At 69.2% G+C, this 15,725-nt stretch carries 2 protein-coding genes; both read right to left on the reverse strand.

Going from position 1 to position 15,725, the window contains the following annotated elements; translation table 11 throughout:
* Positions 1 to 812 precede the first annotated feature (812 nt).
* Positions 813 to 3,887, reverse strand: coding sequence for an Ig-like domain-containing protein (locus tag PM1_RS18445; RefSeq protein ID WP_009619423.1), 3,075 nt, complete (start codon positions 3,885 to 3,887; stop codon positions 813 to 815).
* Positions 3,888 to 4,175: 288 nt separating this feature from the next.
* Positions 4,176 to 15,524, reverse strand: a complete 11,349-nt coding sequence (locus PM1_RS18450; RefSeq protein ID WP_009619422.1) for an Ig-like domain-containing protein — start codon at positions 15,522 to 15,524, stop codon at positions 4,176 to 4,178.
* Between the last annotated feature and the right edge of the window lie 201 nt (positions 15,525 to 15,725).

Raw genomic sequence — 15,725 nt, forward strand, 5'->3', positions numbered from 1 at the left:
ATCCAATCGCGGACGGAGTCCGCTCCTACGCCCGTGCTTCCCTGGAACCGTAGGAGCGGACTCTGTCCGCGATTCGGCGGATAACGCCGTAGGCGTTATGCGCCCTACGGATTTCCGACGGGGTTGCGACAGAGGTTGGGGCTCTGCAAAGAGCGCCCTCTCCCCAGCCCTCTCCCGCAAGCGGGAGAGGGGGCTGTCCTGAGCGAAGGGAGAATCCTGAGTCATCCTGAAACACCTGCCCTCCACCTCGTCATTCCCGCGAACGCGGCAACCCAGTGACTGCGGGGTTCGCGAGCAAGCTCGCTCCTACGAAGAGCAAAAGCAAAAGCGCGTTTGCTCTTGGACTTCCAGAGAAATAGCCGAGCGCACCGGAGTGCCCCTTCAGAAGGCCGAGCGAAACCCGCGCTCAGGAGGTCATGCGACATGGATGTCGCGAGAGCCCCGCGGGCTACAGGGACGTACCCTCGGGGCGGGCCTCCGTGGCGGGGGAGTTCGTGAGGGTAGCCCGACTCTGTCGGGCCCGTATGTCGGGGCAAGCCTTTTTGGTTCCTTTTTGCGGGGGTGGCCTTCCACCGATTGACAAAAGGGACTCGCCCGAGGGGGGCGAAACAAGAAACATCCGAGCACTCGGAGCGGCGCGCTACACCAAACCCCCAACCCAAAAGTCTCTGGGTTATTCCCCTTCGGGCCAGCGCACGCGAAGGGCAAGCCCTCACAAGGCCCGGAAAGCGCCCGCCGCGAACAAAAAAGGGCGCGAACCCAAGGTTCGCGCCCTTCGTGACGAACCCGCCGCGGGCGGCGGGAGCCGGGCGTCAGAGCACCAGTTGCTGGCTGTGCTGCAGGCCGAGCAGGTCGAGGCGCTCGCCCGACGACAGCGGCGCGAAGACCTCGCCGGTGGGCTCGGTGATGTCCCGGGGCCCATCAGCCTCCAACTGGAACTGCCGCGGCAGCCGGATATCGGTCAGCAACCCGGCCAGGTCCGGCTCGGGGCCGGCCGGCAGCGCGGCCCCCGTGCCCACGGCCAGGCCGAGCACCTGCTGGATCAGCCCGGCGCCCTCGCCCTCCGCCACGCCCGGCTCCTGCGGTTCGTCCAGCGCCGATGACAACGAACGCAACTGCTCCGGCGCGGCGGGATCCTCCAGGTAGATGGGGTATGCCCCGGTGGGCGCCGGGCGGTCGCCACCCTCGTTATAGGAAGAGGCATAGAGGAACTTCATGCCATAGCCGCCATACTGGGCCAGGTCGTCGGACTCGATCTGCCAGTGGCCCTTCGCATCGATCACGGCCGAGCCCACCAGGTAGGCGGTTCCCAGATTCAGCGCGCCGTCCTCCAGTTGCAGGTAGAGCTCCATGACATCACCGGGACGCCCGGTGCCACGCACCACCGGCGTGCTGTCGTCGGTGAAGTCTTCCTTCTGCAGGGCGCCCTGTTCGGCACCGTAGTCGTCCCGGACGCCGGTGATGCTCGGTTCCAACGACGGCGGCACGTAGGTTTCATAGGACCAGGCGTCGCTCAACGGGCTCTCGTTGCCTGCCGCGTCCACCGCAATGACCTGCAGGCTGTGCTGGCCTATGCCCAGCGACGAGACGGGGGTGAAGGACCAGGTGCCGTCCGCGTTGACCGTGGCGGTTCCGATCGGCATGCCCTTGTCGAAGAGCTTCACGTAAGTCGCATCGCCACCCTCGACGCGGCCGCTGATCTCCGGCCAAAAATCGTCGGTCACGCCATTGGGTTCGATGTCGCCGTGCTGGTCCCCGAGGTTGTCGTAGACCCGCTCGATGACCGGCCGGGCCGGCGCCTGGGTGTCCAGGACGATCTCCACCACCTCGCTGCGCGGGCCGCTCGGCCCGCCGGCGCTGGCCTGGTCGGCGCTGATGCGCTTGGCGCCATCGGCGCCCAGGTCGGCGATGGCGATTTCCCACTTGCCGTCCTCGCCCACGGTCACGCTGCCCACGGCCTGGTCGTCGACGTACAGGGTCAGCAGGCTGCCCGGCACGCCGCTGCCGCCGACGATGGGACTGCGGTCGTTGGTGCTGTCCCCGGGTTGCAGTTCGACCACCAGCGGCTCCTGGTCGTCCTGGACCCAGTCGATGCTTGGCGCCTCGGGCGCATCGGGAAGCTCCAGGGTGAAGTCCCAGGGTTCGCTCTTGGCGCTGCGATTGCCGGCGGCGTCCTGCAGTTCCACCTGGAACTGGTGGGCGCCCGCCGCAAGATCGCTTTCCAGGGGGAAACTCCATTTGCCCGCGGTGACGGTGGCGCTGCCCAGCAGCGCGCCGTCGAAGTAGATGAAGGCCAGCACGGCATCGCTGTCGGCGCCGCAGTCGCCAATCACTTCGGGACGCGCGTCGTCGGTCACGCCGCCCTTGGCGATCTCGCCCGTCACCTCGCCGATGTCGTCGATCAGTTGCAGCCACTCGTGCCCTTCAGGCAGCACGGGCGGCAGCAGGTCGGCCGGGTCGGTGATGGTCGGCGGGCTGACGTTGCCCGCGGGGTCGGTAATGGTGACGCTGCCGGTCTCGCCGTTCTCCAGCGGGTTTTCCGGGAATTCCCAGTTGCCGCTTTCATCGACGATGGCGGTCACGGTGCTGCCGTCCGGCAGCTCGACGGTGACGATGCCTTCCGGCTCACCGGTGCCGCCCAGGCCGTTGCCGTTATTCTCGGTGACTACGGGCGGTTCCGGCGCAACCACGTCGGCCGGCTCGGTGACGGTCGGCGGACTGACGTTGCCCGCGGGGTCGGTAATGGTGATGCTGCCGCTTTCGCCGTTCTCCAACGGGTTCTCCGGGAGTTCCCAGTTGCCGTTTTCATCGACGATGGCGGTCACGGTGCTGCCGTCCGGCCGCTCGACGGTAACGATGCCTTCCGGCTCGCCGGTACCGCCCAGGCCGTTGCCATTGTTCTCGGTGACCACCGGCGGCTCCGGCACTTCCAGGTCGGCCAGACCGGTATCGACGCTGCCGCTGGAGTTGCCGGCCGGGTCCACTTCCACCAGCGAGCCCGACTCGCCATTGCCCAGCGGGTTTTCCGGGAAGCTCCAGTTGCCGTTCTCGTCCACCTGGGTGGTGACGGTGCTGCCATCGGGCTTGGTGAGGATGATGGTGTCGCCCGCCTCGCCGGTGCCGGACAGGCCATTGGCGTTGTTCTCGCTGACGACCGGATCCTTCGGCGGCGTCAGGTCCGCCGGGCCGGTGTCCACCGCCGGGCTGGCGCCGTCGCCGTTGGACGCGGTGACGCTGCCGGACTGGCCGTCCTCCAGCGGGTTGGGCAGGAAGCTCCAGGTGCCATCGGCATTGGTGGTGACGGTCTCGGTGCTGCCGTCCGGGCGGGTCAGGGTGATCAGGCTGCCGGGCTCGGCGGTGCCGGTCAGGCCCTGCTGGTTGTTGAACAGGATCTGCGGCGCGCCTGGCCCCCCAGCTTCCGGCAGCGGGCCCACCGAGCGCGGGCTGCCGCCGCCACCGCCGTCGCGCTGGGTGAGCATGTTGCCCACGCCGATGGCGCCCAGCCCCGCCGCCGGCACCAGCAGGCCGAAGGCGACGTTGTGGTCGTCCGACTGCAACGCCAGCAGTTCGTCGACGGAATCCAGGCGCGTCAGTTCCATGCCGTCCCAGGGCTCTTCGTAGCCGGCCTGCCACAGCTGACCGTCCGGCGCCTGCAGCACCAGGTCGTTGTGTACGCCATCGAAGCCCTGGAAGAAGTTCTCGACGGTGATGACCTTGCCGGTCTTCAGGCGCACCAGCAGGTGGTCGCCGTTGCGGCTGAGGGATTGGACATCCTCCGGCGCCGCGGCGATCTTCACCACGCCGGGCCGCGACAGGCTCAGGGGGCCATTGCCGGTCACGGGGGTCACCTGCCCCGAGCTTTTCGCGATCAGTTCAATTGCGTCCATCTGGTAATTTCTCCCCGAAGTGAATGAAGTGACATCGCCCATGCGCCATGGGTACTCGCCACGAACCGCGGGCAGACTAGAGCAGCGGGCCGGCGCATGGGTTAGGAAACTCCCTAAAGCCGTAGGAACTCCGCCGCCCGGGACGGGCTTTTAGGAAATCCCTCAAGCCGCCCGCTGTTTTTCGGACTCGGGCCGGCGCGCCGGCCGCAATGAAAAACGGCGCGAACGAGGTTCGCGCCGCAGGTGGGAGCCAGCGCGCCGGGAGCGGCCGCCCCGGCGCCGGGCCGCTCAGACCACGTACAGGCCCTCCTGGATCAGCAGGTGCGCATAAGACGCGCTCTTCGAGGTGTAGACGTCGTAGGTGACGGCGCCCTCGGTGACCTGCTGCGCCTGCCGCACCCAGTCCGCGAGGTCGATGTCGACGCTGTCGACCACGCCGTTCTGGCCGCTGTCGCCGGTGATCCTCAGGCTGTGCCGGGCCTCGCCGTCGGGCTCGGTGACCTTCAGCAGATCGGCCAGGCTCAGCGTCAGCGACTGGCTCAGCCCTTCGCTCAGGTGGATGGCCTCGATGCCCTCCAGCCTGTCGGCGACCTGGCCCAGGTCCAGCGCATTGCGCGAGGCCCAGACCAGGATGTCGTAGCCGGCGCCGCCGTCGATGTGGGCGAAGCCGGTACCGTCGATGAGGATGACGTCGTTGCCTTCGCCGCCGCTGGCGGTGGTGTAGCCACGGGCGTCGAGCATGTCGTCGGCGGCAGTGCCCACGGCGTCGGAGACCGGCAGGTAGTCGACGTGGGTGGCGCCGCCCTCGGCCACCGCCGGGGCCAGCCCGAGGGTCTCGTCCAGGTCCACCAGGCGGCCCTTGATGGCGCTGCCGCTGCCATCGCCGACGCCGCTGTCGGTCCAGCTGACGAACAGCTTGCCGCTGTCGAGGAAGGTGGCGTCGACCTGCGTCTGGTCGCCGCTCACCAGTTGGTTGATGTGCAGTTCCTGGCCGACCTTGCGCCCGGCATCGTCGAAGAACTGGGCGTACACGCCATAGCTGCCGGAGCCCGGCGCCGCCTCGCTGCGCGACACGTAGACCACCACGAAGCCGCCGCCCTCGCGGGCCACCACCATGGGCTCGGACTGGTCGCCGGTGGTGCTGTTGGACACCAGGAACTCGCTGCCCAGCGCCGCGCCGGTGACGTCGAAGATGCGCCCCCAGGTGCTGGTGCCGGACTGGTCCGGGCCGCTGTGGTCGTTGGAATCCCAGGTGACGATGAAGTTGCCGTTGGCCAGCCTCGACACCGCCGGCGAGGACTGCTTGTTGGCCGAGGTCTGGTTGGCGCGGATTTCCTCGCCCAGCAGCCCGGTCGCCGGGTCGTAGAGGCGGAAGTAGGACTCCACCCCCGCTGCGCCGCCGATATCGCGGTTGTAGGCGATCACCACGGTGCCGTCCAGCAGGGTCGCCAGGGACGCCGCGTCCGGCCCCGCCGTGGTGTGGTAGGTGGCGTCGCCCACCAGCCGGTCGCCGCCCACCGGCGAGCCATCGGCGGCGTACTGGCGCATGAATATCTGCCACTTGCCACTGGTGCCGCTGATGTTGGCGCTCCAGCTGACGATGTAGCCGCCGTCTTCCAGCGCGGTGATGCTGGAGAAGCGCTGCTGGCCGACGTCGTTGACGTTGACCCCGGACTCGCCACCCTGGGGCTGCGCGCCGCTGATGTTGCCGTCGAGGTCGTAGGTGTAGCCGAACTTCTGCTGCATGATCGCATCGTTGCCGCCGGCATGGCTGGTCCAGCTGACCACGAAGCTGCCGTCGGCCAGCACCGCCACCGCCGGCTTGCCCTGGAAGTCGCCGGTCGTGGCGTTGACCACGAACTCGCCGCCCACCGGCATGCCGGCGGCATCGAACAGCTGGGCCATGATGCAGTCGCTGGAATCATCGCCCGTGGCCGATTCCCAGACGACGATGAAGCCGCCGTTGGGCAGGCTCGCGGTGGCCGGATGGTCCTGGGCGCCGCCCAGGGTGCCGTTGACGCGGAACTCGGAGAAGTAGCCGGCGTCGATGTCGATCACCGTGCCCTCGATGCCCCAGCCGCTGCTGTCGGACTTGTCGCTCTGCCAGGTCACGTAGACGTTGCCGTCGGCCATCAGCGTCGCATCCAGCACGTTCGAGCCGGCCTCGTTCGAAGCCTGGTTGCCATCGGTGGTCGGGTTGACCAGGAACTCGCGGCCCAGCTTGTGGCCCTGGGCGTCGTAGCGCTGGGCGAAGACCGCCGAACCGCTGCCGTCGCCGCCGGCCGCCCCCCAGATGACCAGGTAGCCGCCGTCGTCCAGCGCCACCGCGGTGGGCTTGTACTGGTCGCCGGCGATGCCGGTGTTGACGCGCACGTCGCCCGGGCCGATCAGTTGCACGGCGCCGGTGGCCGGGTCGACGCTGTAGTGCGCCATGTAGACGTCGAAGCCGCTGCTGCCCGGCGGGTTGCCTTCCCAGACCACCACGAAGCTGCCGTCCTTGAGGACGATCACGTCAGGGTTGTTCTGGTCGTTGCCGATGCCGGTGTTGACCTGGAAGTTGCCGCCCAGCGGGGTGCCGTCGGCCGCGTGGAGCTGGCCGATGACGCCGGTGCCGGAGGTATCGCCCGGGCCATTGCGGCCGGTCCACACGGTCACGTACATGCCCTGGTGCGCGGCATCGCCGAACACCGCCATGGCCGGAGCGCCCTCGGCGCCATAGGCCTGGCCGCTGCCCGCCAGCACATCGCCGGTGAGTGGCTGGTTGTCGGCATCGAAGCTGCGCTGCACCACCAGGTCGGTGGAGCCGGAGTCGGGATTGCTCGTCCAGCTGATGGTGTAGCCGCCGTCCGGGTGCGCCACGGCGCTGGGGTGGCGCTGGTCGCCGGCAGTGCCCAGGTTGACCGCGAACTCGTCGGTCAACGGCGTGCCGTCGGCGCCATAGCGGCGCGCCATGATGCCGTCGCCGCTGGTGTCCGGGCCCGCCTCGTAGGACTCCCAGACCACCAGGTAGCCGCCGTCGGCCAGGGCCACCACCTGCGGGCCGTCCTGGTCGCCGCTGTTGCGCTGGTTGACCTGCTGTTCGCTGCCGACGCGAGTCACCCCGTCAGCCTCGAACAGCTGCATGAACACGTCGGTGCCGGTGCCGCTCTGCCAGACCACGATGATCCGGCCATCGGCCAGGGTCGCCGCGCTCGGGTTGGTCTGCGGGCCGGCCTCGGTGCTGTTCACTTCCACGGTGTGGCGGTCCAGTTGGTAGTCGGCCAGGGCCGCGCCCTGGATGGCCACCGCCGGCGCCTGGTGGCCGGCCCCGTCATGGGCCGACAGGCTGCCCTGCTCGCCCTGGGCCAGCGGGTTGGGGTAGAAGTCCCAGCGGCCGTACTGGTCGGCGACCACCGTGTGGCTGACGCCCTGGGCGTCGACCACGCTGACGGTCGCCCCCGGCTCGGTGCGCCCGCCCAGGCGCTCGGCGCTGTTGGTGTCCAGGCCGACGCTGAGCACGCTGATCTGCGGCGGGCTGGCCGGCACGTAGTCGAGGCCGGTGGCGCCCTCGCCCAGCGGCGGCGGCGGAATCAGCCCGAGGCTCTCGTCGAGGTCCACCAGGCTGCCCTTGATGGCGCTGCCGTTGCCATCGCCGACGCCATTGTCGGTCCAGCTGACGAACAGCTTGCCGCTGTCGAGGAAGGTGGCGTCGACCTGAGTCTGGTCGCCGCTCACCAGTTGGTTGATGTGCAGTTCCTGGCCGACCTTGCGCCCGGCAGCGTCGAAGAACTGGGCGTAGATGCCCCAGGTGCCGGCGCCCGGCGCCGCGTCGGTGGCCGACTGGTAGACCACGACGAAGCTGCCGTCCGCGCGCGGCACCACCACCGGCATGGCCTGGTCGCCCAGGGTGCTGGTGCTGAGCAGGAACTCGTTGCCCACCGGCACGCCGGCGGCGTCGAAGATGCGTCCCCAGATGCCGTAGCCGGACTGGTCCGGGCCGCTGTGGTCGTTGGAATCCCAGGTGACGATGAAGTTGCCGTTGGCCAGCCCCGATACGCTGGGCGAGGCCTGGCTGTTGGCGGTGGTCTGGTTGGCGACGATCTCGGGCCCGAAGCTCTGGGTGTTCGGATCGTAGATGCGGAAGTAGGCGTCGCCGCCGCCGAGGTTGCGCGCGTAGGTGAACACTACGCGGCCATCGGCCAGGGTGCTGATGGAGGCGCCGATGATGTCGCTGGTGTAGTGGGTGGCGCTGACCAGCAGGTCGCCGCTGGCCGGCGAGCCGTCGGCGTCGTACTGGCGGGCGTAGATGCGCCAGCCGCCGCCCTCCCAGGACTTCCAGCTGAGCATGTAGCCGCCGTCTCCCAGCGCGGTGATGCTGGAATAGCGCTGGCTGTCGGCATCGTTGAGGTTGACCCTGGACTCGCCGCCCTGGGGCTGCGCGCCGCTGATGTTGCCGTCGGGGTCGTAGGTGTAGCCGAACTTCTGCTGCATGATCGCGTCGTTGCCGCCGGCGTAGCTGGTCCAGCTGACCACGAAGCTGCCGTCGGCCAGCACCGCCACCGCCGGCTTGCCCTGGAAGTCGCCGGTGCTGGTGTTGACCACGAACTCGCCGCCCAGCGGCATGCCGCTGGCATCGAACAGCTGGGCCATGACGCAGTCGTTGGAACCATCGCCCGAGGCCGACTCCCAGACCACCACGAAGCCGCCATTGGGCAGGCTCGCGGTGGCCGAATGGTCCTGGGCGCCGCCGAGGGTGCCGTTGACGCGGAATTCGGAGTAGTAGCCGGCGTCGATGTCGATCACCGTGGCCTCGATGCCCCAGCCGCTGTTGTCGGCCTTGTCGCTCTGCCAGGTCACGTAGACGCTGCCGTCGGCCATCAGGGTGGCGTCCAGCAGGTTCTTCATGTCGACGTTGTCGCCGGCCCAGCCCTGGTTGCCCTCGGTGGTCGGGTTGACCAGGAACTCGCGGCCCAGCTTGTGGCCCTGGGCGTCGTAGCACTGGGCGAAGATCGCCGAGCCGCTGCCGTCGCCGCCGGCCGAGCCCCAGATGACCAGGTAGCCGCCGTCGTCCAGCGCCACCGCGGTGGGCTTGTACTGGTCGCCGGCGATGCCGGTGTTGACGCGCACGTCGCCCGGGCCGATCTGCTGCACGGCGCCGGTGGCCGGGTCGACGCTGTAGTGCGCCATGTAGACGTCGAAGCCGCTGCTGCCCGGCGGATTGCCCTCCCAGATCACCACGAAGCTGCCGTCCTTGAGGGTGATCACGTCCGGGTAGTCCTGGTTGTTGCCGGTGCCGGCGTTGACCTGGAAGTTGCCGCCCAGCGGGGTGCCGTCGGCCGCGTGGAGCTGGCCGATGACGCCGGTGCCGGAGCTGTCGCCCGGGCCGTTGCGGCCGCTCCACACGGTCACGTACATGCCCTGGTGCGCGGCATCGACGAACGCCGCCATGGCCGGCGCGCCCTCTGCGCCATAGCCGGTGCCGCTGCCCACCACCACGTCACCGCCGAGCGGCTGGTCGTCGGCATCGAAGCTGCGCTGGACGATCCTGTCGGTGGAACCGCCATCGGGATCGCTGATCCAGGAGATGGTGTAGCCGCCGCCCGGGTGCGCCACCACGGAGACCGACAATTGGCCGCCGGCGGTCAGCTGGTTGACGGCGAATTCGTCGGTCAGCGGGCTGCCATCGGCGCCGTAGCGGCGCGCCATGATGCCGTCGTTGCTGGTGTCCGGGCCGGCCTGCCAGGACTCCCAGACCACCAGGTAGCCGCCATCGGCCAGGGCCACCACCTGCGGGCTGTCCTGGTTGTAGCTGCTGCGCTGGTTGACCTGCTGCTCGCTGCCGATGCGCGTCACGCCATCGGCCTCGAACAGCTGCATGTAAACCTCGGCATTGTTGCTGGCGGTGTCGCCGCCCTGCCAGACCACCGCTATCCTGCCGTCGGCCAGGGTGGTGACGCTGGGGTTGGCCTGCGGGCCGGCCTCGGTGGTATTGACCTGGCTGGTGTAGCGCGTGAGGTCGTAGCTGGCCAGCACGTCGCCCTGGATGACGATGGGCTGTGACTGGTTGCCCGCCGCGTCCGCCACCGAAATGCTGCCGTCCTCGCCCAGGCCCAGCGGGTTGGGCTGCAGGCTCCAGCGGCCGTTCTGGTCGGCGGTGACGCTGTGCGCCGTGCCGGCCTTGTCGATCACCGTGACGATCGCCCCCGGCTCGGTCTGCCCGGCCAGTTGCTCGGCGGTGTTGATGTCCAGGCCGACGTTCGGCGCCAGGGTATCGATCACGAACAGCCAGGGCGCGCTGGGCTCGGTGACGTGGCCCACCGCGTCGGTGAGGGTCGCGGTGAGCGCGTGCGGGCCGTCGGCCAGCGGCTCTTGCGGGGTGAAGCTCCAGTTGCCGGCCTCGTCCACCAGCGCCGAGCCGAGCGCCTGGCCGTTGTCGTAGACCAGCACCAGCGAGCCCGGCGCGCCGCTGCCGGAAATGCTCGGCGTGGCGTCGCTGGTGAGGTTGCCGCAGACCTGGCTGGTGAAGGCCTCGGTCTCCAGCGCCAACAGTTGCGGGGCTTCCGGCAGCGCGGTGTGCAGCGCCACCGGGAAGTCCTCGCTGGGCGCCTCGCTCAGCTGCCCCGAGGGGCTTTGCGAGCTGGCCCAGAAGTATTTCATGCCGTCGCCGCCGAACCGGGCGAGGTCGTCGGTGGCCAGGCTCCACTCGCCGTTGGCGTCGATGACGGTGGAGCCCAGCAGTTCGCTGGGCGCCTGCGGGTCGTCGCTGAGGCGCACGTAGAGGAACAGGGTGGCGCCGGCGCTGCCGGTGCCGCTGAGGTTCAGGCTGACGTCGTCGGTGCTGGCGCCCTTGTCGAGGTCGCCCTGCTGCGGGCCGAAGTCGTCCTGCACGCGGGTGATGCGCGGCGTCTCGGGCAGCGCGGTGTCGACCACGAAGTCCCAGGCCTCGCTGCGCGGGCCGAGGTTGCCGGCGGCGTCCAGCGCCTCGGCCTGGAAGCTGTGCGCGCCATCGGTCAGCGGCGTCTGCGGCTCGAAGCTCCAGTTGCCGGCTTCGTCCACGCTGGCCGTGCCGATCAGCTCGCCGTTGTCGTAGATGCGCACCAGCACGGCGCCGCCTTCGACATGGCCGCTGTAGGTCGGCGTGGCGTCGTTGCTCGGCTCGCCCGGGGCGATGCCGCCGAAGGCGCCGCCTTCCACGTCGTCGAGCAGTGCCAGGTCGGTGATGGCGCCCGGCGCGGTGGTGTCGACCACGAAGCTCAGCGCCGGGCCCTGCGCGCTTTCGTTGCCGACGGCGTCGGTGGCCGAGGCGCTGATTGCGTGCTCGCCTTCGGCCAGCGGGGTTTCCGGCTTGTAGCTCCAGTTGCCGTTGGCGTCGACGATGGCGCTGCCGATCGGGCTGCCGTTGTCGTGGATGGTGATGAGGTCGCCGGGGTTGGCGCCGCTGCCGCTGATCACCGCGGCGCTGTCGTCGCTGGCGGCGCCCGCCTCCAGGGCGCCCTGCTGCGTGCCGACGTTATCGGTCACCACGACCAGCGCCGGGGCGTCCGGGGCCTGGGTGTCGATGGTCAGTTCGAAGCGGGTGCTGGCCTCGTTGCCGTTGGCGGCGGTGGCCAGGATGTCGTAGACGTGGCTGCCGTCGGCCTGCTCCGGCAGCTCCAGACTCCACTGGCCGGCGGCGTCGGCGAGCACCGAGCCGAGCAGCGTCGAACCGTCGAGGATGCTGACGATGGCGCCGGCGCTGGCGGTGCCGGACAGGCTCGGGCGGTTGTCGTCGGTGAGCGCCTTGTCGGCCAGGTCGCCCTGCTTGGCGCCTATGTTGTCGCTGGCCTTGACCACGCTGACGCTGATGGGCGCGGTGTCGACGCTGAACGCCAGCGCCGGGCCGGGCTCGCTGGCGTTGCCGGCGGCATCGGCGACCTGCGCGCGGATGCTGTGCTCGCCATCGGCCAGCGGCTGGCCCGGGGTGAAGCTCCAGTCGCCATTGGCGTCGGCGGTGACGCTGCCGAGCACCTCGGCGCCATCGAAGAGAGTGACGATGGCCCCGGCCTCGGTCCTGCCGGAGAACACCGGCAGGGCGTCGTCGGTGACGCCGCCGGCGGCGATCGGGCCGCGGACCAGGCCCTGGTCGTCAGTGGCCACGACCACTTCCGCGGACGCCGGCGCGCTGCCGTCGATGGTCAGGCTGAATTCGGCGCTGCCGCTGTTGGCGCCGTTGGAGACGCTGGCGGTATAGCTGTGTTCGCCGTCGGCCTGTTCCGGCAACTGGAAGCTCCAGTTGCCCTCGGCATCGGCGCTGACGCTGCCGATCTCGACGCCGCCTTCGGAAATGACCACGAGCGCGTCGGCGAGGGTCTTGCCGACCAGGGTCGGGGTGGTGTCGTTGGTCAGGGCGGCGTTGCTCAGGCTCTGGGTCTCGCCCACGTCGTCGATGGCCGCCTCGATGCTGACCACCACGTCGCTGGTGTCGACCAGGATCGTCAGCACGTCGCTCGGCTCGCTGACGTTGCCGGCCGCGTCGCTGGCGCTCACGCTGATGGCGTGCTCGCCGTCGGTGAGCGGCTGCGCCGGGGTGAAGCTCCAGTTGCCGTCGCCATCGACCGTGGCGGTGCCCAGCACCTCGTCGCCATCCTTGATGGTGATGACGCTGCCCGGCTCGGCGCTGCCGCTGAAGGTCGGGGTGGAGTCGTCGGTCACGCCGTTGTCGATGGGGCCGGTGACGTCGCCCTGGTTGTCGACGGCGAGGATCGCGCCGGGCTTCTCCGGCGCGCTGCCGTCGATGCTCAGTTCGAAGCGGGTGCTGGCGCTGTTGGCGCCGTTGCTGGCGGTGACGCTGTAGAGGTAGCTGCCATCGGCCTGCGCCGGCAGCTCCAGGCTCCAGGCGCCGGCGGCATCGGCCACGACCGAGCCGAGCACGCTGGCGCCGTCCATGACGGTGACCAGGGCGCCGGCGGTGGCGCTGCCCACCAGGGTCGGCGTGCGGTCGTCGGTCACCGCGCCGTTGCCCAGCTCGGCGGTCAGGCTGCCGGCATCGTCCAGCGCCTTGGCCAAGCTGACCTGCAGCGGCCGAGTGTCGACCACCAGCACCAGCGCGTCGCTGGGCTCGCTGGCATTGCCGGCGGCATCGGTGACTAGGGTGCTGATGCTGTGCTCGCCCTCCCCCAACGCCTCGGCCGGGGTGAAGCTCCAGTTGCCGTCGCCGTCGACGATGGCGGTGCCCAGCACGTTGTCGCCATCCTTGATGGTGACGGTGGCGCCCGGCTCGGCGCTGCCGCCGAAGGTCGGGGTGCTGTCGTCGGTCACGCCGCCGCTGATGGGGCCAGTGACGGCGCCGACGTTGTCCAGGGCACTCGGCGCGTCCGGGACGGCCGGCGCGCTGGTGTCCAGCAGGATGTCGAAGCCGCCGGTGGCCGGGCTCCACTGCCCGGCCGAATCCACGGCCTTGGCGGTCAGGGTCTTCAGGCCGTCGGCGCCGAGGTCGGCCAGGTCGATCGACCAGTTGCCCTCGGCGTCGGTGGCGACGCTGCCGACCTCGCTGCCATTGACGTAAAGATGCACCACGGTGCCCGGCTCGGCGGTGCCCTTGACGGTCGGGCTGCGGTCGTCGGTCTGCGCGCCCGGCTGCAGGTGGCCGCTGGTGATCGGCGCCTGGTCGTCGATGACGTGTTCGATGGAGGGCGCAGCCGGCGGCGTCAGCTTGAGGCTGAAGGGCCAGTCGGCGCTCTTCGGCCCTTCGTTGCCGGCGGCATCCACCAGCGCGGCCTGGAAATTGTGCTCGCCGGCCAGCAGCGGCAGCGCCGGCTCGAAGCTCCACTGGCCGTCGCTGACGCTGGCGCTGCCGATCAGCACGCCGTTGTCGTAGACGTTCACGCTGACGATGTCGGCCGGTACGCCGCTGCCACCGAAAGTCGGCCTGGCATCGTCGGTCACGCCGCCGCGGGCGATCTCGCCGGTGACGCTGCCGACGTCGTCGAGCAGGCTCAGCGAGCCGCCCTCCTCCGGCAGCTCGACGGGCGCGAGGGTGTCTACGGTGAAGCGCCAGCCGTCGGCCGGCAGCAGCTCGCTGACATTGCCGGCGGCATCCATCGCGCTGGCCTGCAGGTTGTGCTCGCCATCGGCCAGCGGCTGGGTGGGAATGAAGCTCCAGCTGCCGTCGGCGGCGACCAGGCTGCTGCCGATCAGTTCGCCGTTGTCGTAGATGTTCACCAGCACGGCATCGCCGCCGGCCAGTTGGCCCTTGAACTCGGGTTGGTCGTCGTCGGTATGGCCGCCCTGGGCGATAGGTCCGGTGATGGCGCCGACATCGTCGATCAGGCTGAGGCCCGCCTCGGCCTGGGAGATATCGGGGGCGGAGGTATCCGCGGGTTCGGTGATGGTTGGCGGGCTGACGTTGCCCGAGGGGTCGGTGATGGTGATGCTGCCGGACTCGCCGTTCTCCAGCGGGTTTTCCGGGAACTCCCAATTACCGTTTTCGTCGACGACGGTGGTCACGGTGCTGCCATCCGGCAGTTCGACGGTGACGATGCCTTCCGGCTCGCCGGTGCCGCTCAGGCCGTCGCCGTTGTTGTCGGTGATGACTGGCGGCTCCGGCGCGATGACGTCGGCCGGTTCGGTAGTAGTCGGCGGGCTGACGTTGCCTGAGGGATCGGTGATGGTGATGTTGCCGGACTCGCCGTTCTCCAGCGGGTTTTCCGGGAACTCCCAATTACCGTTTTCGTCGACGACAGTGGTCACGGTGCTGCCGTCCGGCAGTTCGACAGTGACGATGCCTTCCGGCTCGCCGGTGCCGCTCAGGCCGTCGCCGTTGTTGTCGGTGATGACTGGCGGCTCCGGGGCGATCACGTCGGCCGGTTCGGTGACGGTCGGCGGACTGACGTTGCCCGAGGGGTCGGTGATGGTGATGCTGCCGGACTCGCCATTTTCCAGTGGGTTTTCCGGGAATTCCCAGTGGCCGTTTTCATCGACGACGGTGGTCACGGTGCTGCCATCCGGCAACTCGACGGTGACAATGCCTTCCGGCTCGCCGGTGCCGCTCAGGCCATTGCCGTTGTTGTCGGTGATGACTGGCGGTTCCGGCGCGATCACGTCGGCCGGCTCGGTCACGGTCGGCGGGCTGACATTGCCCGGGGGCTCGGTGATGCTGCCGCTCTCGCTGCTTTCCAGCGGATTCTCCGGGAATGCCCAGTTGCCGCTCTCATCGGCGACGGTGGTAACGGTGCCGCCGTCCGAGCCACCGCCGCCACCGCCGCCCCCCGCCGCTGCGGCCAGGCCGCCGACACCCAGGGCGCCGAGGCCGGCAAGCGGCAGCACGCCGAAGACGGCGTAAGTGTCGTCGCTGCGTTCCGCCAGCAGTTGCTCGATGGAGTCCAGCTCGGTGGTCACCCAGGGCTCGTTCTGGTCCGCCAGCCACAGCTCGCCGCCGGGGGCCTCCAGCACCAGGTCGTGGCGCACGCCGTTCACGGCCTGGAAGAAATTGTCAATATTGATGACTTCGCCGTTCTTCAAACGGATCACCAGGCTGTCGCCATTTCGGCCGATGGACTGGATGCTGTCGGGCGCGGCCGCGATCTTCACCACGCAAGGGTGCGCCAGCGACAACAGGTTCTTGCCGCTGACATCGGTAACCTGCCCCGAACTTTTCGCAATCAGTTGAATTGCGGCCATGTGAGCTCCCGCCTGATAAGGCTATTTCTTCAATTTCGTGAACACGGGATGACTCGAAAAGGAATTGTCCCAGTGCCATGTAATATCCAGCCCGGGCCATTCAATAGCGAACTCGGAAATTCCTTTTCAGCGATGGGCAGTATTAAAAATTCATCACCGGCAATAATTAGGATTATCCTGAACCAACCCAAGCCGATAAAT

Origin of the sequence: Pseudomonas sp. M1 (genome assembly GCF_022760135.1) — a bacterium.
GTDB lineage: Bacteria > Pseudomonadota > Gammaproteobacteria > Pseudomonadales > Pseudomonadaceae > Pseudomonas > Pseudomonas citronellolis.